The following is a 16,491-nucleotide window of genomic DNA, read 5'->3' as shown; positions in this document are numbered from 1 at the left end:
ATATATTAGAGTTAATGATGTGTAATTTCCGGAATTGTGAATTGCGAGTTAATCAGCATGGTATTTGTTATTACTACGAGCGGCATATTTAGACAAAAAACCAGCTAATGCGCCAACAGCAGAGAATGGTAAAACAGCTATGCTAATGATTGCAGAAAAATAACCCACTAAAAACATTCCTGTTGTCAGCATGGAGGGGGCGATAATGAGTATTAGCGTGGCATAGATGACCGTAGTAAGGAGTGCGATTGCACTCCCAATCAGCATGGCAAAGAAATAATTATTACGAACAATATGACGATGCGCAATTGCTGCCAGTATAGATACAATAACAATTGCGGGACTACATAATAATAAGGCCGGCAACGGAGAAAATTCAGTGCTGGGGTTAAAAGCAATTATAAAGAAACCAAGAAGTGCACCCCCGATGAACAACATAATCGTTGATGAACTTCCCCTTTTGCTTACTGGCTTGGATGTGGCTTCATTTCCTGTCATTTTGACTACGAGCACTGCAATGCTCACAGGAATAAGAATAGGTAAAAGTAGGGCAATGATAGCGAAAACTGCAGTACCCATGGTTTAACCCCCAATATACGTGGACAGTTGTGTGGTGCTAAAAATTCAGCACCACCATTTTTTACACCGACAACAACGATATATCTGCTACCTGATTCATCATTTCACCCAGCGCATGTAACAGTGCCAGTCGATTTTGGCGAACTGCCAGGTCATCTGCCATAACCATGACTGCGTCGAAGAACTGGTCGACGGGTGCGCGCAGGGCTGCGAGCGCGGTCAGGGCGGCTGTGTAATTGCCTTGCGCAACATGCTCTTGAACGACGGGTGTCAGTTCGATAACGCGAGTGTAGAGTTGTTTTTCTTCCTCGCTTTGCAACAGGCTGGGTTGAACTGTGCCGATTGCTTCGGTTACTTTTTTGAGGATGTTACGCACGCGTTTGTTGGCGGCTGCTAATGCGGCTGCTTCTGGCAGTTGCTGGAATTCACGTACAGCTTGTATCCGAGCTATGATTAAATCCATGCGTGCAGGTTGGTTGGCCAATACCGCTTCGATTGCACTGGCGTCAAAGCCTTGCTCTTTCAGGTAGTGGCGCATGCGGTCTAGCATGAAGTTGTATACGTCAACATTGACACTGTCGCTTACTACGCCAGCCGGGAAGGCTGTCTGCGCATGTGTCAATAAATCTGGTAATGACAGCGACAAAGGTGTTTCTATGAGTATGCGTAACACGCCCAGTGCCGCGCGGCGCAGGCCGAACGGGTCTTTGTCACCAGTCGGAATTAAACCTATACCAAAAATACCGACCAGCGTATCGAGTTTATCGGCTAATGCGACGCTGGCAGCAATTGCGCCTTGCGGTATGGCGTCACCGGCAAAACGGGGCTGGTAATGCGCGCTGATAGCGGCTGCAACTTCTTCGGTTTCGCCATCGTGAAGCGCATAATGCGTACCCATCATGCCTTGTAGCTCGGGGAATTCGCCAACCATATCGGTGATTAAGTCAGCCTTTGCCAAGTAAGCTGCGCGACTGGCTGCGTTAGCATCTGCACCCAGTAGTTGAGCAATGCTGGCGGCAGTGCGTTGTAAACGCTGCACACGCTGTAGCTGGCTGCCGAGCTTGTTGTGATAAACCACTTGGGCAAGTTTTTCTACTCGGCTGTCCAGGCGGGTTTTGCGATCCTGATCGAAGAAGAACTTGGCATCGGACAAGCGTGCACGTAATACACGTTCATTACCCTGGATAATATGCGTTGCATCTGCCGTCTGTAAATTGGAAACGACGAGGAAACGTGGCAATAATTTACCCGTTGCATCCGCCAGCGGGAAATACTTTTGATGCTGTTTCATTGACAGTATCAAGCACGCCTGTGGCACTGTGAGGAAATCGGCACTGAATGTGCCTGTGTAAACGACGGGGAATTCAACCAGACCCGTCACTTCATCGAGCAGTGCATCATCCCACAATACATGCGCATCACCTGCAACACCTGTGAGCTGCTGGCGAATGTCGGCACGGCGCATGTCGAAATCTGCCATGACGTAACCATCATCCAGTAAACGTTGTGCATATGAATCGGCATGTTTGAGATTGATGTCGCCTTTGGACAGGAAACGATGACCCAAGGTAATGCGGTCGCTGGTTAATCCCAGCACTTCGCCCGTGACGACTTCATCGCCATGCAACATGATCAATCCATGTACGGGGCGTACAAATTCTATATCGCTATCGCCCCAGCGCATTAATTTTGCCACGGGCAGCTTTTTCAATGCATCGGCAACGATGTTGGATAGATGTTGCGAGAGAGGTTCACCAGCTTGTGTGCTGCGATAGACATAGCATTCTTGCTTGCCATCATGCATGGTTGTTAATTCTTCAACCGCAACGCCACATGAACGAGCAAAGCCTGTAAGTGCAGGAGTTGGCACGCCATCTTTCATCGCAGTAGCAACGGCAGGGCCTTTACGTTCGATTTGGCGTGGTGGCTGAATAGCGACTATATTGGGTATGCTCACCGCCAGACGGCGTGGTGTTGCAAATGACACCATGCCACTGAGGTCGGTTACGTAGCCTTGTGCTTGCAACGCGTTGGCGATACCGCTGGTAAAGACAGCAGAAAGCTTGGACAGCGATTTCGGTGGTAATTCTTCAGTACGTAATTCGATTAATAAGGTCGCGCTCATGCTGCTTCTCCTCCCGATTGACTAAGCATGGGGAAGCCCAATTCTTCGCGTGAATCATAATAAGCTTGTGCTACTTTGCGTGACAAGGTGCGCACACGGCCGATATAGGCTGCGCGTTCAGTGACGGAAATCGCACCGCGTGCATCCAGTAAATTAAATGTGTGCGAGCACTTCATGACCATTTCGAATCCAGGTAACGGCAAACCCAGATCCATCAGGCGCGCGGCTTCCCGTTCAAAATCGTTGAATTGCTGGAACAGCCACTGCGTGTTGGAATGTTCGAAATTGTATTTGGATTGCTCGACTTCGTTCTGGTGATAAACATCACCATAGCTCACACCCTTAGTCCATACCAGGTCGTAAACGTTTTCTACACCTTGCAGATACATTGCCAGACGTTCCAGTCCATAAGTGATTTCACCCAGCACCGGCTTGCATTTCAGGCCACCAACTTCCTGGAAATAAGTGAATTGGGTGACTTCCATGCCGTTAAGCCAGACCTCCCAGCCAAGTCCCCACGCGCCCAACGTTGGTGACTCCCAGTCATCTTCAACAAAACGGATGTCATGCACATTGGTATCCACACCCAAGGCACGCAGACTGTTCAGATAGAGTTCCTGAATATTAGGCGGGCTAGGTTTGAGTACGACTTGAAATTGATAATAGTGTTGCAAGCGATTCGGGTTTTCGCCATAGCGCCCATCCTTAGGGCGGCGCGACGGTTGTACAAATGCAGCTTGCCAAGGCTCAGGGCCCAGTGCGCGTAAAAAAGTCGCAGTGTGGAATGTGCCAGCGCCCATTTCCATGTCGTAAGGTTGTAACAACACACAACCCTGTTTTGCCCAGTATTGCTGCAGCGTTAATATAATTTCTTGAAAAGTCAGCATGATGCACGCTTAAAACGGTAAAAGCATGATTTTACCAGCGGAACGCCTTGCCGTGTGGGTTCATCACGGCGCAAGGTGGCTGATGGTTTATTTTTTATGTCTGGTGTTGTGAATTTTGCGGTGTTGTAACTCTTCATAAGCCACTGTACCCACAGCAGCACCAATGACGACGGCAAATTTGAGCATATCCGGGATGTGAATCTGGAATCCCAAACCGAAATAAGTGGGCGCTTCTTCCACCAGGATAACTGCACCCACAAACGCAACAATCGCGTAAGCACAAGCTTCCAGCAAATGGTAGCGTTTGAGCAATTTTAAAATCAGTTTGGTAGTGAAGATCATTGCGATACCACCCACTACTGTACCTATGAGTACGACCATTAGTTTTGGTGACATGGCGACGGTGGCGACGATGTTGTCGACACTAAACGCGATATCCGCCATGGTGATGGCTACAATTGCAGCGCCTAGTGCTTCGCGTGCATGGTGGGTTTCTTCTTCACCTTCTACAGCAAAGTGTTGATAGGCCAGGTAGAGTAAGTAAAGTCCGCCGATAATTTTGATAATGGGATATTTCACAATAAAACCGACGATGAAGAGCGCCATCAGTCGAAACAGGATACCTGCGCTTAAACCGAAAACTACGGCTTTTTGTTCCTGATGTCGTGGCAGTTTGTCAGCGATGGCTGCGACGACGAGGCTGTTGTCAAGTGAGAGTAGCGACGACAGGATAATTACCGAGATTATTGTCGGTAAATCAGACATGTCTACATACCCTAAATATTGCATCACTTGTTCAAACATAAAAATCCATTATCATTAAAAAGGCAAATAATTCAACATTATAAACGCAAAGTGAGTTTGTGCTCAAATGCGCAATGTCGCTACTAATCCACCGCCTTCGCGAGCAGCCAGATTTAGTTGCCAGCCATGTGCCTGCGCTAATTGACGCGCAATTGCCAAGCCCAGACCGCTGCCGCCGGTTGCAATATTGCGTGAACTTTCCAGACGGAAAAACGGGCGGAATACCAGTTCCAGTTGGTCTTCAGGAATACCGGGTCCCTGATCCAGCACCTGTATTTCTATGCCGGATGCGGATGGCGCACATCTGACCTCAACTGGGTGAGGCTGGCCATAGCGGACTGCGTTTTGTATCAGGTTAGTCACAATGCGCTGTAATGCATGCGGCGCAATAATCGCTTCGCATACGGCAGGTGCGTTTAAGCTGACATTGCCGCCACCACGTTTGGCATCATCAACCAGAGACTGCAATATGCTTACCACATCACATGAATGATGAGCTTCGCTATTTAAGCCACGCGCCATGTCGAGGAAATCAGCAATCAGCTGATTCATCTGTACTAAATCACGCTCTATCTGTTCTATCAGTTTGGGATCGGTTACTTCTGGCAGCATCGCCACCGCCAGACGCATGCGGGCAATTGGTGTGCGCAAATCGTGGGAAATACCCGCCAGCAAGGTTGTACGATTGGCTAATAATTCCTGTACCTCATTTGCCATTTGATTAAACGCTTGCGCCAATGTGACCAATTCACGTGCGCCATGCTCAGGCAAAGGCTGGGGCATTTTCCCTTGTCCTACCTGGGCAGCGGCTGCACTGAGCTGTGCCAGTGTATGGGTGATACGGCGGACGACGATGAGCGCTGTAATCCAGATCAATAATGCGCCTAAACTTACTAGTCCGACTGCCGCCAGCGGGGCGCGAACGTTATATCGGGTTTTCTCGAAACCAACGCGGATAAAATGCCCCCCCATGCGCATATCAGCCCATACCCAATCGGCATCGCCGCTTTCTAATATGATGTTTTGTCTGGTGCGTTGTGATAACGCGGCTTCAATATTGCGGCTGTTGAGAAAGCGGTTGGCAGGTGTGTCGATGATGTCATCGACTTTGCTGAGTCGTAAATTATGGTGCAGGCGCAGTTCCTGCTCAAATGCTGGGCGTGTTTCTGGCGGTAATTCGACCCAGGTTTGTGCCGAAAGCACTATGAGAGCAGCCAAGTCATCAGCGGAGCGTTGCGCCAGAGGAGTGAGTATAGTGAACGAAACCAGCGCGATTGCGAGGCTCTGAAATACAATAAACGCTAACCCCAGGGTCAGCGCAGTACGACCAAATAAGCTGTCTGGCCATAATTGCCGCAATCTCACTTAGTCGCGCCTTTGGGCGAAAATAAATAACCCTGCCCCCAGATAGTGCGAATGTACACAGGCTCAGTCGGATTGTCCTCGATTTTGCGTCGTAAACGAGTGACCCGCACGTCTATGCTGCGATCAAATGGATCTCTATCGTAACCTTTGAGCATATCCATCAGCTGGTCACGTGATAACACGCGATTTGGGTGGCTGGTAAATATCTGCAAAATCGCAAATTCCGCTGTGGTTAAACTGACTTCTACCCCTGCTCTGGTTAAACGTTGTGCAGATAAATCCAGTACAAAATCGGCAAAACTGGTGGATTCGTTTTCGGTTGCGGCTTCAGCAGCGGGCGTTTGCTTGCGGCGTAATACCGCACGGATGCGTGCTAACAATTCGCGTGGATTAAAGGGTTTGGCAAGATAATCATCTGCTCCCACTTCCAGACCCACTATGCGGTCAATATCCTCTCCGCGCGCCGACAACATGATTACGGGCAACGTAGTGCTGGCCCGCAAACGTCGCGCGATAGACAAACCATCTTCGCCCGGCATCATCAAATCCAGTATCACCAAATCCGGCTGTGCATGCGTCAGGATTTCATCCATCTCGCTGCCGCTTGCCGCAAGGCTGACTGTAAAGCCATTCCCCGTCAGATATTGCTCAAGCAAATTTCGCAAACCATCGTCGTCATCAACGACGAGTAAGTGTGCTTGTAACGTTTCATCCATTACTTAATCCCCGCACATAAAAATGCATAAAATATACCTGCATAAAGTGCGCTAAACAGCGCAAGCATGGGCTAATGATAGCATACAGCGTACATACCTAAGTGAATGCGTAAAGCCAATCAATGCAGTAATGTTAGAATTGACCCCTTTGCTTTTGTTTTTCTGAGCTATAGTTGTAGCGTTGGTAACCATACAATTTCTATTAAGGAGTGGTAAGCTTGCTTTCCTTGTTTTGTATGTTTTTTCGTGCGTGGAATCGTTGAAGCCAGGTTGATAGGGGATGTCCATGGGTTATACCTCAAGTGAGGAACTAAATTTAAACCAACGCAAGCTGGCGCTTTGGTTGTTTGGCGCGTCTTCCTTGTTTGTTTTGATGATAATCTCATTCGCAGCTTATCAAATATGGCATCGGCATGAAACTCTGTACGATGAGTCACAAAAGTCGCTGATACTGCTGAATGTGGCGATGGCAGAGTATACGGAACGAACCTTATCTAATTTTGATTTGGTGTTACGTGATTTACGCAGTGACATTTCCCAATTGGATTTGCAGAGCCCAAAAGATAAGGTTGTGGCAGATCAAACCTTGCAAAAAGTTGTTTCCCAGGTGCGTGGATTCACATCATTCAATGTGCTGAATAAAAACGGGGACGTGTTGGCTACATCGTTACAGGTAGATCGAGATGTGGTTAATTATAGTGACCGCGATTATTTTCATCATCAGCAGGAAAACATACATCCCGATAAACTTCTGGTAGAAACCGCGATACTGGGACGGCGGAGCAAGCAGTGGGTAATTCCCATGACATTGCGCATGGAAGATCGGGCAGGAAATTTTCGTGGGATGTTGTATGCGGGCATTAATATGGAACAACTGCTCAGTTACTATCAGTCCGTGATGCCGTTCACGCATGGTGCAGCTGCGCTGTTTCGTCAGGATGGTCGTTTGCTTGCCCGCTATCCATTCGTGGAAGGGGCTTTGAGCAAGGATTATTCGCATATTGAACTTTTTCATGAGCATTTGCCGTTGAGCAAGCAAGGTATATATCGCACTGTTAGTGCCATCGATGGTGTGCCACGGTTATTGAGTTATTACAGCATTCCCAAATATTCGCTGGTTGTAGTCGTTTCGTTGGATGAGCGTCAATTGCTTGCAAAATGGCATGCTGATACATGGGTAATAGCACTGATGGCAGCAGTTGCCATTATGTTTGCGCTGGGATTGGCACAATTACTTTACCGGCAATTGCGCATTTCCGCATTGCAGTCTGATGCTATCAAACAAAGTGAAGAGCTTTACAAATCGTTGGTCGATCATGCGCCGATAGCAGTCTTCCTGCACTGGGATGGCAGCATTGTTTTTGCTAATTTTGCAACTACTGAATTGTTGCAAGCAAAGCAACCTGAAGAGTTGGTTGGGCTGGCAGTCACTGAAATAATCGTACCAGCTGATCGGCCATTGGCTCTGAGCAGGATAGGAGCCATGCTTGAAGGGCGGGCGATTGAGCCAGCTGCTTTGCGGTTTTTGACCAGCACAGGGAGTGAGGTCAATGTCGAAGCGGTCAGTGTTTTGGTAAGTTATGGTGGCAATCGTGCAATCCTGACGATAGCACGTGATGTGACTGAGCGTAAGGAGTTTGAGGAACGTCTGATTTGGCAGGCTCAACATGATGCTGAAACTAAGTTACCAAATCGTTTTTTATTTTTTGATCGACTTGCTCAAGCTATTGAGACTGCGAAACGCAGTCAGCGTCCATTGGCACTGCTATTTATTGATCTTGATCAATTTAAACGGATTAATGATACGCTTGGGCATCTGGTTGGCGATGAATTGTTGGGGCGTGCAGCGGAGCGTTTCCTGCAGGTGGTGCATACCAGCGATACCGTTGCCCGGCTTGGTGGGGATGAGTTTGCCATTATATTGTCGGAGATTGTAACTCAAGCTGATGCTGAACAGTTTGCAGCGAAGCTTCTCGATGCGTTTCGTCAGCCGATCGAGTTAAATGGACGCTCAATTACAGTGACAACCAGTATTGGGATAGCTCTTTTCCCTCGGGATGGCGAGACCACAACCGTTTTGATGGCAAGCGCAGATGCCGCGATGTATAACGCCAAGGAAGCGGGAAGGAACACCGTTCGTGTGTTTAACCAGTTACTAGGCGAGCGCATGCGCGAGCGTCTTGAGATAGAAAATGCTTTGCGCCATGCTTTAAGTAATAACGAATTAAGATTGGTGTTTCAGCCTATATTAGGGGCTGGTAATAAAGTTACAGTTTCTGCCGAAGCATTGTTGCGTTGGACGCATCCTGTTTTGGGCAACATTTCACCTGATATTATTATTCCCATTGCAGAAGAAACCGGATTGATCATTCCCATAGGTATATGGATATTGCGTCAGGCCTGTAGTGAGCTTTGTCGTTGGGAACAAGAAACTGGGCAGGTGCTGAAAATAGCGGTTAACGTATCGGCTCGTCAGTTTGAAGATGCGGCTTTCCCAGAAATGGTGGCGCAGATACTGCATGAATCGGGTCTGGCAGCTGATCGTCTGGAACTGGAAATTACCGAGCGGCTGCTGATTGAATCCACATCGGATGCTGCAATCAATATTCAGAAGCTACATGATCAAGGCATACATTTTTCGCTTGATGATTTTGGTACTGGCTATTCTTCACTTTCATTGCTGAGTCATGCCCCTGTTGCGATCCTCAAAATTGATAAATCTTTTGTTGATCGACTCGGCAATAATCATGTTGACGATGCCATGGTGAATTCCATTATCGCGATTGCGCAAATATTGGGATTGTGCACCATAGCCGAAGGCGTGGAATCCCAATATCAACTTGAACGATTGCAAGAGATGGGTGTAGATTTCATACAAGGCTATTATTTCTCCAGAGCACTAAGCTCTGACGATTTTGTTAAGTGGCTAAAACAATTATCCTGATTGCCTTGCGCCGTGGCATACACAGACTGACAATATAAATGCGAATTAAACCCAAGAAATTAGTGGTATTGGAGCCGTCTCAACCACCGCTGACCAGCTTCCACCCGCGCAATCGTCATCAGGGTCGTTATGACTTTGAGCGGCTGTTGCTGGCTGATGCAATTTTGGCTGATTTCGTTCATGTGAATGCGCATGGCGATCTCAGCATCGATTTTGCGGACTCTGCTGCGGTTAAAGCGTTGAATCGTGCATTGTTGCATGATAGTTATGGCATCAAGGACTGGAACATCCCGCAACACAATCTATGCCCACCCATCCCAGGGCGGGCGGATTATGTACACAACCTGGCCGATTTGCTTGCTGCCAGTAATCTCGGGGTAATCCCCAAAACCGCGCAGGTGCTCGATATAGGTACAGGAGCCAACTGTATTTATCCGCTTATCGGTCACAGTGAATACGGCTGGGATTTCGTTGCGAGTGATATCAATGCGGATTCATTGGCAAATGCCGAGGCGATTTTGCTGGCAAATTCAGCACATGCACAACATATACAGTTACGCTTACAGTCAGATGCCAGTGCGATTTTTACGGGTATTATTGGCGATGATGAGTGGTTCGATTTGACGATGTGCAACCCGCCATTCCACGCTTCCCCGACCGAGGCTCGCGCTGGTTCGCAGCGCAAATGGCAGAATCTGGGTAAGTCGAATAAGCAAAACGAGCCTGCCCTCAACTTTGGCGGCAAGGATGCCGAACTATGGTGCGCAGGCGGCGAGCAAGGCTTTATCCAGCGTATGATCGCCGAGAGCGCACAAATACCCACACGCTGCTACTGGTTCACCACCCTGGTATCAAAATCCGCCACTCTACCCAGCATTTACACGGCGTTGAAACAGGTGAATGTGCAAACACACAAAACCATCAACATGCATCAGGGACAAAAACAAAGCCGACTAGTCGCCTGGACTTTTTTGAACCCAGTCCAGCAAGCGGCATGGCGTAAGCTGCGGTGGACGGGTAAATAATACAGGGTGGCGCGTGGGCGCAATGTGAAATGTAAGGCCTGACACTGGTGCCCGTACCGTTTATCCGAATAACAACATCTAATTGAGATATTGCTCGATAAACGCTGAGTACTCTCTATCTGAATTGCACGATTTTAGTTCTGCGCCCAGTGGCATCAAGCTGCATACAATTATAGGATTTCCACCTTTGATAAAGACCCGATTGAATTCTGCGTACTCCCTTTCTTCATACGCATCAAACAAATACTTAAAACTACCAAACTGTGTGCTAACTGCCATAAAACACCGATTGAGCTTTTGGTTGTAGTGATTTTGAAGTTGATCGGACGACGGGTTATATCCTAATTCCCGAAAAGTTTTTGTCGCTTGCTGAGCGCACTTCGCTTGCAACTCAAAGGCATCTCGCTTAGATTTTTCGGCTCGACTTGCAGTTATCTTTTGAATCTGATCTCGCTGTTCTCGGTTTGAAGTTATCTCAACGTTCAAGAACCAGCCTAGAATAATTACAAGCAATAGTAACGCTGAAACAAGAAACTTCATTTATAGCCCTTTTTTATTCGGTCCAACGTAATGTAGAGCCTCTCAACGTAAAATTGAGGGGTTCGCCCGTTTTTGGTGAGTCCTGCTCGAATGCAGGGTTGAACGAAGCCGCTATCGCGGAGAAATATTCCCGAACCATCAAATTACGCAGCATAATTTCGTCTCCCCCAGCAATGGAATTTTGATTACTGTACCACGAGGAGACGACATTGACAGCCCCCACACCCATCCCCGCGCACTTCGAGCACAATCACCAGCGACTGCTGAATTGCCTCAAGCTCAGAGGCATGCAGCCTAAAACCATCGCCTTGTATTCACACGGCGTACGGCGCGCAGCGGTGTATTTTAATGACCAGATAGACGCGCTCACCAAGCCACAATTAACCGACTATTTTGTTCGCATCCTGGATACCCATTCATGGAGTACGCTCAAACATGATCTGTATGGACTGAAGTTCTATTATGCCCATGTACTCAGCCAACCCTGGCCAGGTGCGGATCTGGTTAAACCACCCAAGTCATATAGCCTGCCCGACATCATTACCGTCGCCCAGGCACAACAAATCTTCATGGCCACCCGCGTATTGAGCTACCGCGTATTCTTCTTCACCCTCTACAGCCTGGGCTTACGATTAGGCGAAGGCTTACGCTTGCAGGTAGGGGATATCGATGCGGATCGGATGCGGGTGCAAGTACGCAACGCCAAAGGCAACCGTGATCGATTGGTGCCGTTATCAGAGAACACCTTGCAGGTATTGCGCCGTTTCTGGCTCACCCATCGCAACCCAAGCTTGCTCTTTCCTAATCGACACGGCGGTCTTGCCAAATCGCACTTGGCACGCACCCCGCTGGATCGTGGTGGTATCCAGACCACCTTGGGTCAAGTGACCCGTGACTGTGGCTTAAAAAAAGAATTACACCACACAGCCTGCGCCACAGCTATGCCACCCACCTGATAGAAGCTGGCATCGATTTACTCGAAATTCAGCAGATACTCGGACACCAGTCCATCCTCACCACCATCCGCTACACCCACCTCACCGAACAACGCCATCAGAGCGCACACACTCGCCTTAATCAATTAATGGAGAAATTCCACATTCATTGGGGCAAAGTCAAATGATCAGACTGGCGCACATCGTAGCAACCTACGCAGCTAAACTGCTTGCACAACACGGTCATCACCTATTGCCCAGCCAGCAAGCTGCCTTAACCGCCTTTCAAACCTGCCGTAGCCAGATGAGCCCGAGGATGCAACTTGCCTGTGATGATTGTCAAACACCCAGCTACCTGCCACATTCCTGCGGTCATCGGCATTGCCCGCATTGCCAGGCGCACGAATCACAGCGCTGGATAGACCAGCAATTACACAAATCCATCCCCGCCAACTACTTCATGCTCACCTTCACCGTGCCCGCCCAGTTGCGCACACTGGCCTGGCAACATCAGCGCGTCATGTATGACTTGATCACACGCTGCGCGTGGGAAACAGTCAACACCTTCAGCCAAAACGACAACAAGCTGCGCGGCAGCGCAGGGGCGGTGACTGTACTGCATACCCATAACCGCCGACTGGACTATCACCCCCATGTGCATCTCGTCATGCCCGCTGTCGCCTTTAACCCCAAACAGCGACGCATGCGTCATAAACACGGCAACTACCTGTTTAACCACAAAGCCCTGGCCAAAGTATTTCGTGCCAAATTACTGGCAGGCATCAGACAAGCAGGACTCACCCTGCCAAACGATTACCCGACCGATTGGGTGGTGGATTGCAAAGCCGTCGGCACTGGACAGCACGCTCTGATCTACCTTGGGCGCTATCTGTATCGGGGGGTGATACAGGAGAAAGACATCCTCTCCGACCGGCATGGTCAGGTCACCTTCCGTTACCGGAACAGCCAAACCAAACAAATGGAAACCCGTACCTTGAGTGGTGTAGCCTTCCTGCGACTGATACTGCAACACATTCTGCCCAAAGGCTACCGCCGCGCCCGCAACTTTGGCTACCTGCATCCCAATAGCAAACTACTCACCCAGCTACAGCTGACCCACCTATGGCGACGGAACAATCCGCCGCCAGCGCAACCCAGACCAGCGATACGTTGCCAATGTTGCGGTGGGGTGATGAAGATAGTGCGCACACGTATCAAAGCGATACCGCTAGCCACATCAGCCCCATCTATAAAACGGGAACACAGAGCAGATGACACAGGGTGGGAGACCATGCGCTAAACCAGCCCACACCGCCCACCTGCCAGACTAGGCAGGTATGGCCGTGCTCGCCCTGAAGAAGGCTGAAATTGGGTTAACATGCCCGAAAAGCCGACTAAAAACGGTGAGTTGAATAGAATAAGTTGCTGCAATGGCAACGTGAAGGTCGTGAAATGGCGGGTGGGATGCGTAACGCGTCCAGTTATGCCAGCATAGTCAAAAAGATATTTCCATAAGCGCTCAAGCAACACCCGCCCCAGCCATGCCGGGCTTGTCCAACAAACGGTTCAGATTGTGGCTCGCTTCGCGATCACAATCTAACCTTATTCGTTGGGCGGTATGGCGAACCCCTGACCGTAAATGGCAACAAGCTACCACCCTATTTTGAGTTATTGCCACTTGCGGCACGACAAGCCTCTCGATTTGCGTGAAAAAACACGCCATACTCATTCGGAGTAACGAGCTTAATTCCAAGAACAAAATCATCTGTTATCGGCTCTTGGCAATGCGCGCACACGAAGAATCTACTCACAAGATCCGATACACCCTCTGTCTCTTGTCTTGCAGCTTGAATTTTTAAAGCTTTAGCCACCTCTGGTTCTAGAAACAAAGACACCTTAACTTTCTCAACCATTGCACACCATCCTTTTAAATTTGTATTGACACCTATAGCAATGTTGACACTAGTGATGCTTTGTGTCAAACGTAAATGTTTAGGCGCAAAACGTAAATTTAAGCTCATCCAGTCGGCACAACATAGATTTTATGCCTAGAATAAGAAACCATCGTGGACAGCGCTAGATTTGTAGTAAATTCAGTAGCAAATCTTGCGTTTACCCATATCTCACGCAGGATGAAATGGTGACCCTCACCTACATTGTTGATGTCGAATCAGGCTATCTGGTGTATGTCTCACCGCCACCTTCATCCAAACAACCGCCCCAATTCCACCCCAGGCTCCTCCGCCCGCATAAACGCTTCACCCACCAGAAAGCCATAAACACTGTGAGATTGCATCAGTTCTACATCGGCTGGGGTGTGGATGCCGCTTTCGGTGATGACGATGCGGGTGTTGTCTATTTGTTTGAGCAGTTGCAGCGTGGTGTCCAGGCTGGTGTCGAAGGTACGCAGGTTGCGGTTGTTGATGCCTTGCAGTGGGGTGTTAAGTTGCAGAGCGTAGTTGAGTTCACCGCTGTTGTGCGATTCTACCAGTACTGCCATGCCTAGCTCGTTGGCGAGGGCTTCCATGGCTTGCATCTGTTCCAGGCTGAGGGCAGCGACGATGAGCAGGATGGCATCTGCACCCATGGCACGGGCTTCGTAGATTTGATATGGGTCTACCATGAAATCCTTGCGTAGCACGGGGATGTCACAGGCGGCACGAGCGGCGATCAGGTAGTCTGCGCTGCCCTGAAAGTAATCCACATCGGTAAGTACTGACAAACATGCCGCGCCGTGCTGCGCGTAGCTGGTGGCGATTTCGGCTGGCTGAAAATCAGCGCGGAGCAGTCCTTTGGATGGGCTGGCGCGTTTTATTTCGGCGATGACGGCGGGGCGTTGTTGGCTGACGCGCTGACGGATGGCACCGACAAAGTCACGAGGTGCAGGCATGGCGAGGGCACGTGCCTTGATTTCGGCTAGTGGCGTTTTACTGCGTGCAGCGCTGACCTCGCGGTGTTTGGTGGCGAGGATTTTAGTAAGTATGTCAGACATGTTGGCTTAGATTTTTCAGTTGTTCAAGTTTACGCAGTGCTGCGCCTGAGGTGATTTGTTGTTGTGCAAGGTTGATGCCGTCAGCAAGGCTGGCGGCGATGCCCGCGACGTAAATAGCGGCGCCGGCGTTAAGCGCGACGATGTCACTGGCGGCACGGTGCTGGTTGCTGAGTGCGGCGATAAGCATGGACTTGGCAGTGTCTATGTCACTGACGGAAAGACTGTTGTTGTCCGCATGCACCAGACCGAATTGTTCCGGAGTGATTTCATATTCGCGCACGGTGCCATTGTGCAATTCGGCCACGTAGCTGACGCCGCTTAAACTCAGTTCATCCATGCCATCTGCGGCATGCACTACCATAACATGCTGGCTGCCCAGCGCTTGCAGCACATGTGCTAATGTGGCTGTGAGCTCGCGGTGGAATACGCCCATGACCTGATTAGGCGCGTCAGCAGGGTTGGTCATCGGGCCGAGCAGGTTGAATAAGGTACGTACGCCCAGTTCACGGCGCACAGGTGCAGCGTGCTTCATGGCGCTGTGGTGGTTGGGGGCAAACATGAAGCCGATGCCGATTTCCTGTACGCAACGAGCGACTTGTTCAGATGTGAGGTTGACGTTAATACCCAAGGCTTCGAGTACGTCAGCACTGCCTGAGGTGGAGGAAACCGAACGTCCGCCGTGTTTAGCGACATTTGCACCTGCTGCCGCGGTGACAAACGCGGCAGCGGTGGAAATGTTGAACGTGTGTGCGCCATCGCCGCCTGTACCACAGGTATCGACCAGATTGGGCAAGTGCGCCAGCGATACTTTGGTGGACAGGCTGCGCATGACTTCCGCAGCTGCTGCCAGTTCGGTGACGCTCTCACCTTTACAGCGCAAACCGACCAGACAAGCTGCAATTAATGTAGGTGAGAGTGCGCCAGTCATGATGGCGTGCATCAAATCGTGCATCTGGTTATGGCTCAAATCCTGCCGCGCTATGAGCTGGTTGAGTAAGGGTGCGACGTTCATGCCTGCACTTTCAGAAAGTTCGCCAGCATCTCATGCCCATACTCAGTGAGTATGGATTCCGGGTGGAACTGTACACCTTCGACTGCCAGCGTCTTGTGGCGCACGCCCATGATTTCGCCGTCATCAGTCCATGCGGTAATTTCCAGACACTCAGGCAGACTCTCGCGTTCGATGACCAAAGAATGATAGCGCGTGGCGCGAACCGGGTTAGGCAAGCCGGCAAATACGCCCGTATCTTTGTGATGCACCATCGACGTTTTGCCATGCATAAGTTGTTGGGCGCGGATGATTTTGCCGCCGAACGCTTGGCCTATGCTTTGATGCCCTAGGCAAACGCCGAGGATGGGGACATTGCCTGCAAAATGTTTTATTACAGGGACGGAAATGCCTGCTTCATTTGGTGTACATGGGCCCGGGGAAATGACAATATGATCGGGTTGCAATGCGCTGATGGCGGGAATGTCTATTTCGTCATTGCGAAACACGCGCACATCCGCACCCAGCTCGCCAAAGTACTGCACCAGGTTGTAGGTGAAGGAGTCGTAATTATCTATCATTATCAGCATG

Annotated in this window: 14 protein-coding genes and 1 pseudogene; 4 read left to right on the top strand and 11 right to left on the bottom strand. The window is 49.7% G+C overall.

All coding sequences use genetic code 11. The annotated features are described in order from the left end of the window. Positions 1 to 48: 48 nt before the first annotated feature. From SFSGTM_RS13940 to SFSGTM_RS13915, 6 genes are all read right to left on the bottom strand, one after another. The gene (locus tag SFSGTM_RS13940) at positions 49 to 579 is read right to left on the bottom strand and encodes a hypothetical protein (RefSeq protein WP_162085691.1); all 531 of its coding nucleotides are present in this window, start codon (positions 577 to 579) and stop codon (positions 49 to 51) included. 61 nt (positions 580 to 640) lie between these two features. Then, on the bottom strand, positions 641 to 2,704 hold the full coding sequence (gene glyS, locus SFSGTM_RS13935; RefSeq protein ID WP_162085690.1) for a glycine--tRNA ligase subunit beta: 2,064 nt from the start codon (positions 2,702 to 2,704) through the stop codon (positions 641 to 643). Beyond that, entirely contained in the window at positions 2,701 to 3,591 is an 891-nt protein-coding gene (gene glyQ, locus SFSGTM_RS13930; protein WP_162085689.1) for a glycine--tRNA ligase subunit alpha, read from the bottom strand. The genes glyS and glyQ overlap by 4 nt, the downstream gene beginning before the upstream one ends. 87 nt (positions 3,592 to 3,678) lie before the next feature. Further along, positions 3,679 to 4,356: a TerC family protein gene (locus SFSGTM_RS13925; RefSeq protein WP_162085688.1), complete on the bottom strand. Its 678-nt coding sequence runs from the start codon at positions 4,354 to 4,356 to the stop codon at positions 3,679 to 3,681. Between the two features lie 102 nt (positions 4,357 to 4,458). Next, positions 4,459 to 5,760: an ATP-binding protein gene (locus SFSGTM_RS13920; RefSeq protein ID WP_232525985.1), complete on the bottom strand. Its 1,302-nt coding sequence runs from the start codon at positions 5,758 to 5,760 to the stop codon at positions 4,459 to 4,461. Then, positions 5,757 to 6,476 (bottom strand): response regulator, encoded by a 720-nt coding sequence (locus tag SFSGTM_RS13915; protein WP_162085687.1) that lies wholly within the window; start codon positions 6,474 to 6,476, stop codon positions 5,757 to 5,759. Before SFSGTM_RS13915 ends, SFSGTM_RS13920 begins: the two co-directional genes overlap by 4 nt. Before the next feature lie 286 nt (positions 6,477 to 6,762). Between SFSGTM_RS13915 and SFSGTM_RS13910 the strand changes: the two genes are divergently transcribed. Further along, positions 6,763 to 9,420, top strand: a complete 2,658-nt coding sequence (locus tag SFSGTM_RS13910; protein WP_162085686.1) for a bifunctional diguanylate cyclase/phosphodiesterase — start codon at positions 6,763 to 6,765, stop codon at positions 9,418 to 9,420. A gap of 38 nt (positions 9,421 to 9,458) precedes the next feature. Beyond that, complete coding sequence (gene rlmF / locus SFSGTM_RS13905) at positions 9,459 to 10,445, top strand: 23S rRNA (adenine(1618)-N(6))-methyltransferase RlmF (RefSeq protein WP_162085685.1); 987 nt, start codon at positions 9,459 to 9,461, stop codon at positions 10,443 to 10,445. 78 nt (positions 10,446 to 10,523) lie between these two features. Here the strand turns inward: rlmF and SFSGTM_RS13900 are convergent, their stop codons facing one another. Continuing rightward, positions 10,524 to 10,985: a hypothetical protein gene (locus SFSGTM_RS13900; protein WP_162085684.1), complete on the bottom strand. Its 462-nt coding sequence runs from the start codon at positions 10,983 to 10,985 to the stop codon at positions 10,524 to 10,526. Between the two features lie 209 nt (positions 10,986 to 11,194). On the opposite strand from SFSGTM_RS13900, the pseudogene SFSGTM_RS13895 reads away from it, so the two are divergent. Together SFSGTM_RS13895 and SFSGTM_RS13885 are read left to right on the top strand one after the other, a co-directional pair. Continuing rightward, positions 11,195 to 12,108, top strand: a pseudogene (locus tag SFSGTM_RS13895) (tyrosine-type recombinase/integrase). Continuing rightward, positions 12,105 to 13,220, top strand: a complete 1,116-nt coding sequence (locus SFSGTM_RS13885) for an IS91 family transposase (RefSeq protein ID WP_162083488.1) — start codon at positions 12,105 to 12,107, stop codon at positions 13,218 to 13,220. Before SFSGTM_RS13895 ends, SFSGTM_RS13885 begins: the two are co-directional and overlap by 4 nt. A 358-nt stretch (positions 13,221 to 13,578) precedes the next feature. Here SFSGTM_RS13885 and SFSGTM_RS13880 read toward each other — a convergent pair whose 3' ends face one another. From SFSGTM_RS13880 to SFSGTM_RS13865, 4 genes are all read right to left on the bottom strand, one after another. Then, entirely contained in the window at positions 13,579 to 13,941 is a 363-nt protein-coding gene (locus tag SFSGTM_RS13880; protein ID WP_162085683.1) for a hypothetical protein, read from the bottom strand. A gap of 182 nt (positions 13,942 to 14,123) precedes the next feature. Continuing rightward, the gene (gene trpC, locus SFSGTM_RS13875) at positions 14,124 to 14,912 is read right to left on the bottom strand and encodes an indole-3-glycerol phosphate synthase TrpC (protein ID WP_162085682.1); all 789 of its coding nucleotides are present in this window, start codon (positions 14,910 to 14,912) and stop codon (positions 14,124 to 14,126) included. Continuing rightward, positions 14,905 to 15,924 (bottom strand): anthranilate phosphoribosyltransferase, encoded by a 1,020-nt coding sequence (gene trpD, locus SFSGTM_RS13870; protein ID WP_162085681.1) that lies wholly within the window; start codon positions 15,922 to 15,924, stop codon positions 14,905 to 14,907. The genes trpC and trpD overlap by 8 nt, the downstream gene beginning before the upstream one ends. Beyond that, the gene (locus SFSGTM_RS13865; RefSeq protein ID WP_162085680.1) at positions 15,921 to 16,490 is read right to left on the bottom strand and encodes an anthranilate synthase component II; all 570 of its coding nucleotides are present in this window, start codon (positions 16,488 to 16,490) and stop codon (positions 15,921 to 15,923) included. The genes trpD and SFSGTM_RS13865 overlap by 4 nt, the downstream gene beginning before the upstream one ends. Position 16,491 lies beyond the last annotated feature (1 nt).

The organism is Sulfuriferula nivalis, from assembly GCF_009937995.1.
Taxonomy (GTDB): domain Bacteria; phylum Pseudomonadota; class Gammaproteobacteria; order Burkholderiales; family Sulfuriferulaceae; genus Sulfuriferula; species Sulfuriferula nivalis.
This window is presented reverse-complemented; position numbering and strand designations above follow the sequence as displayed.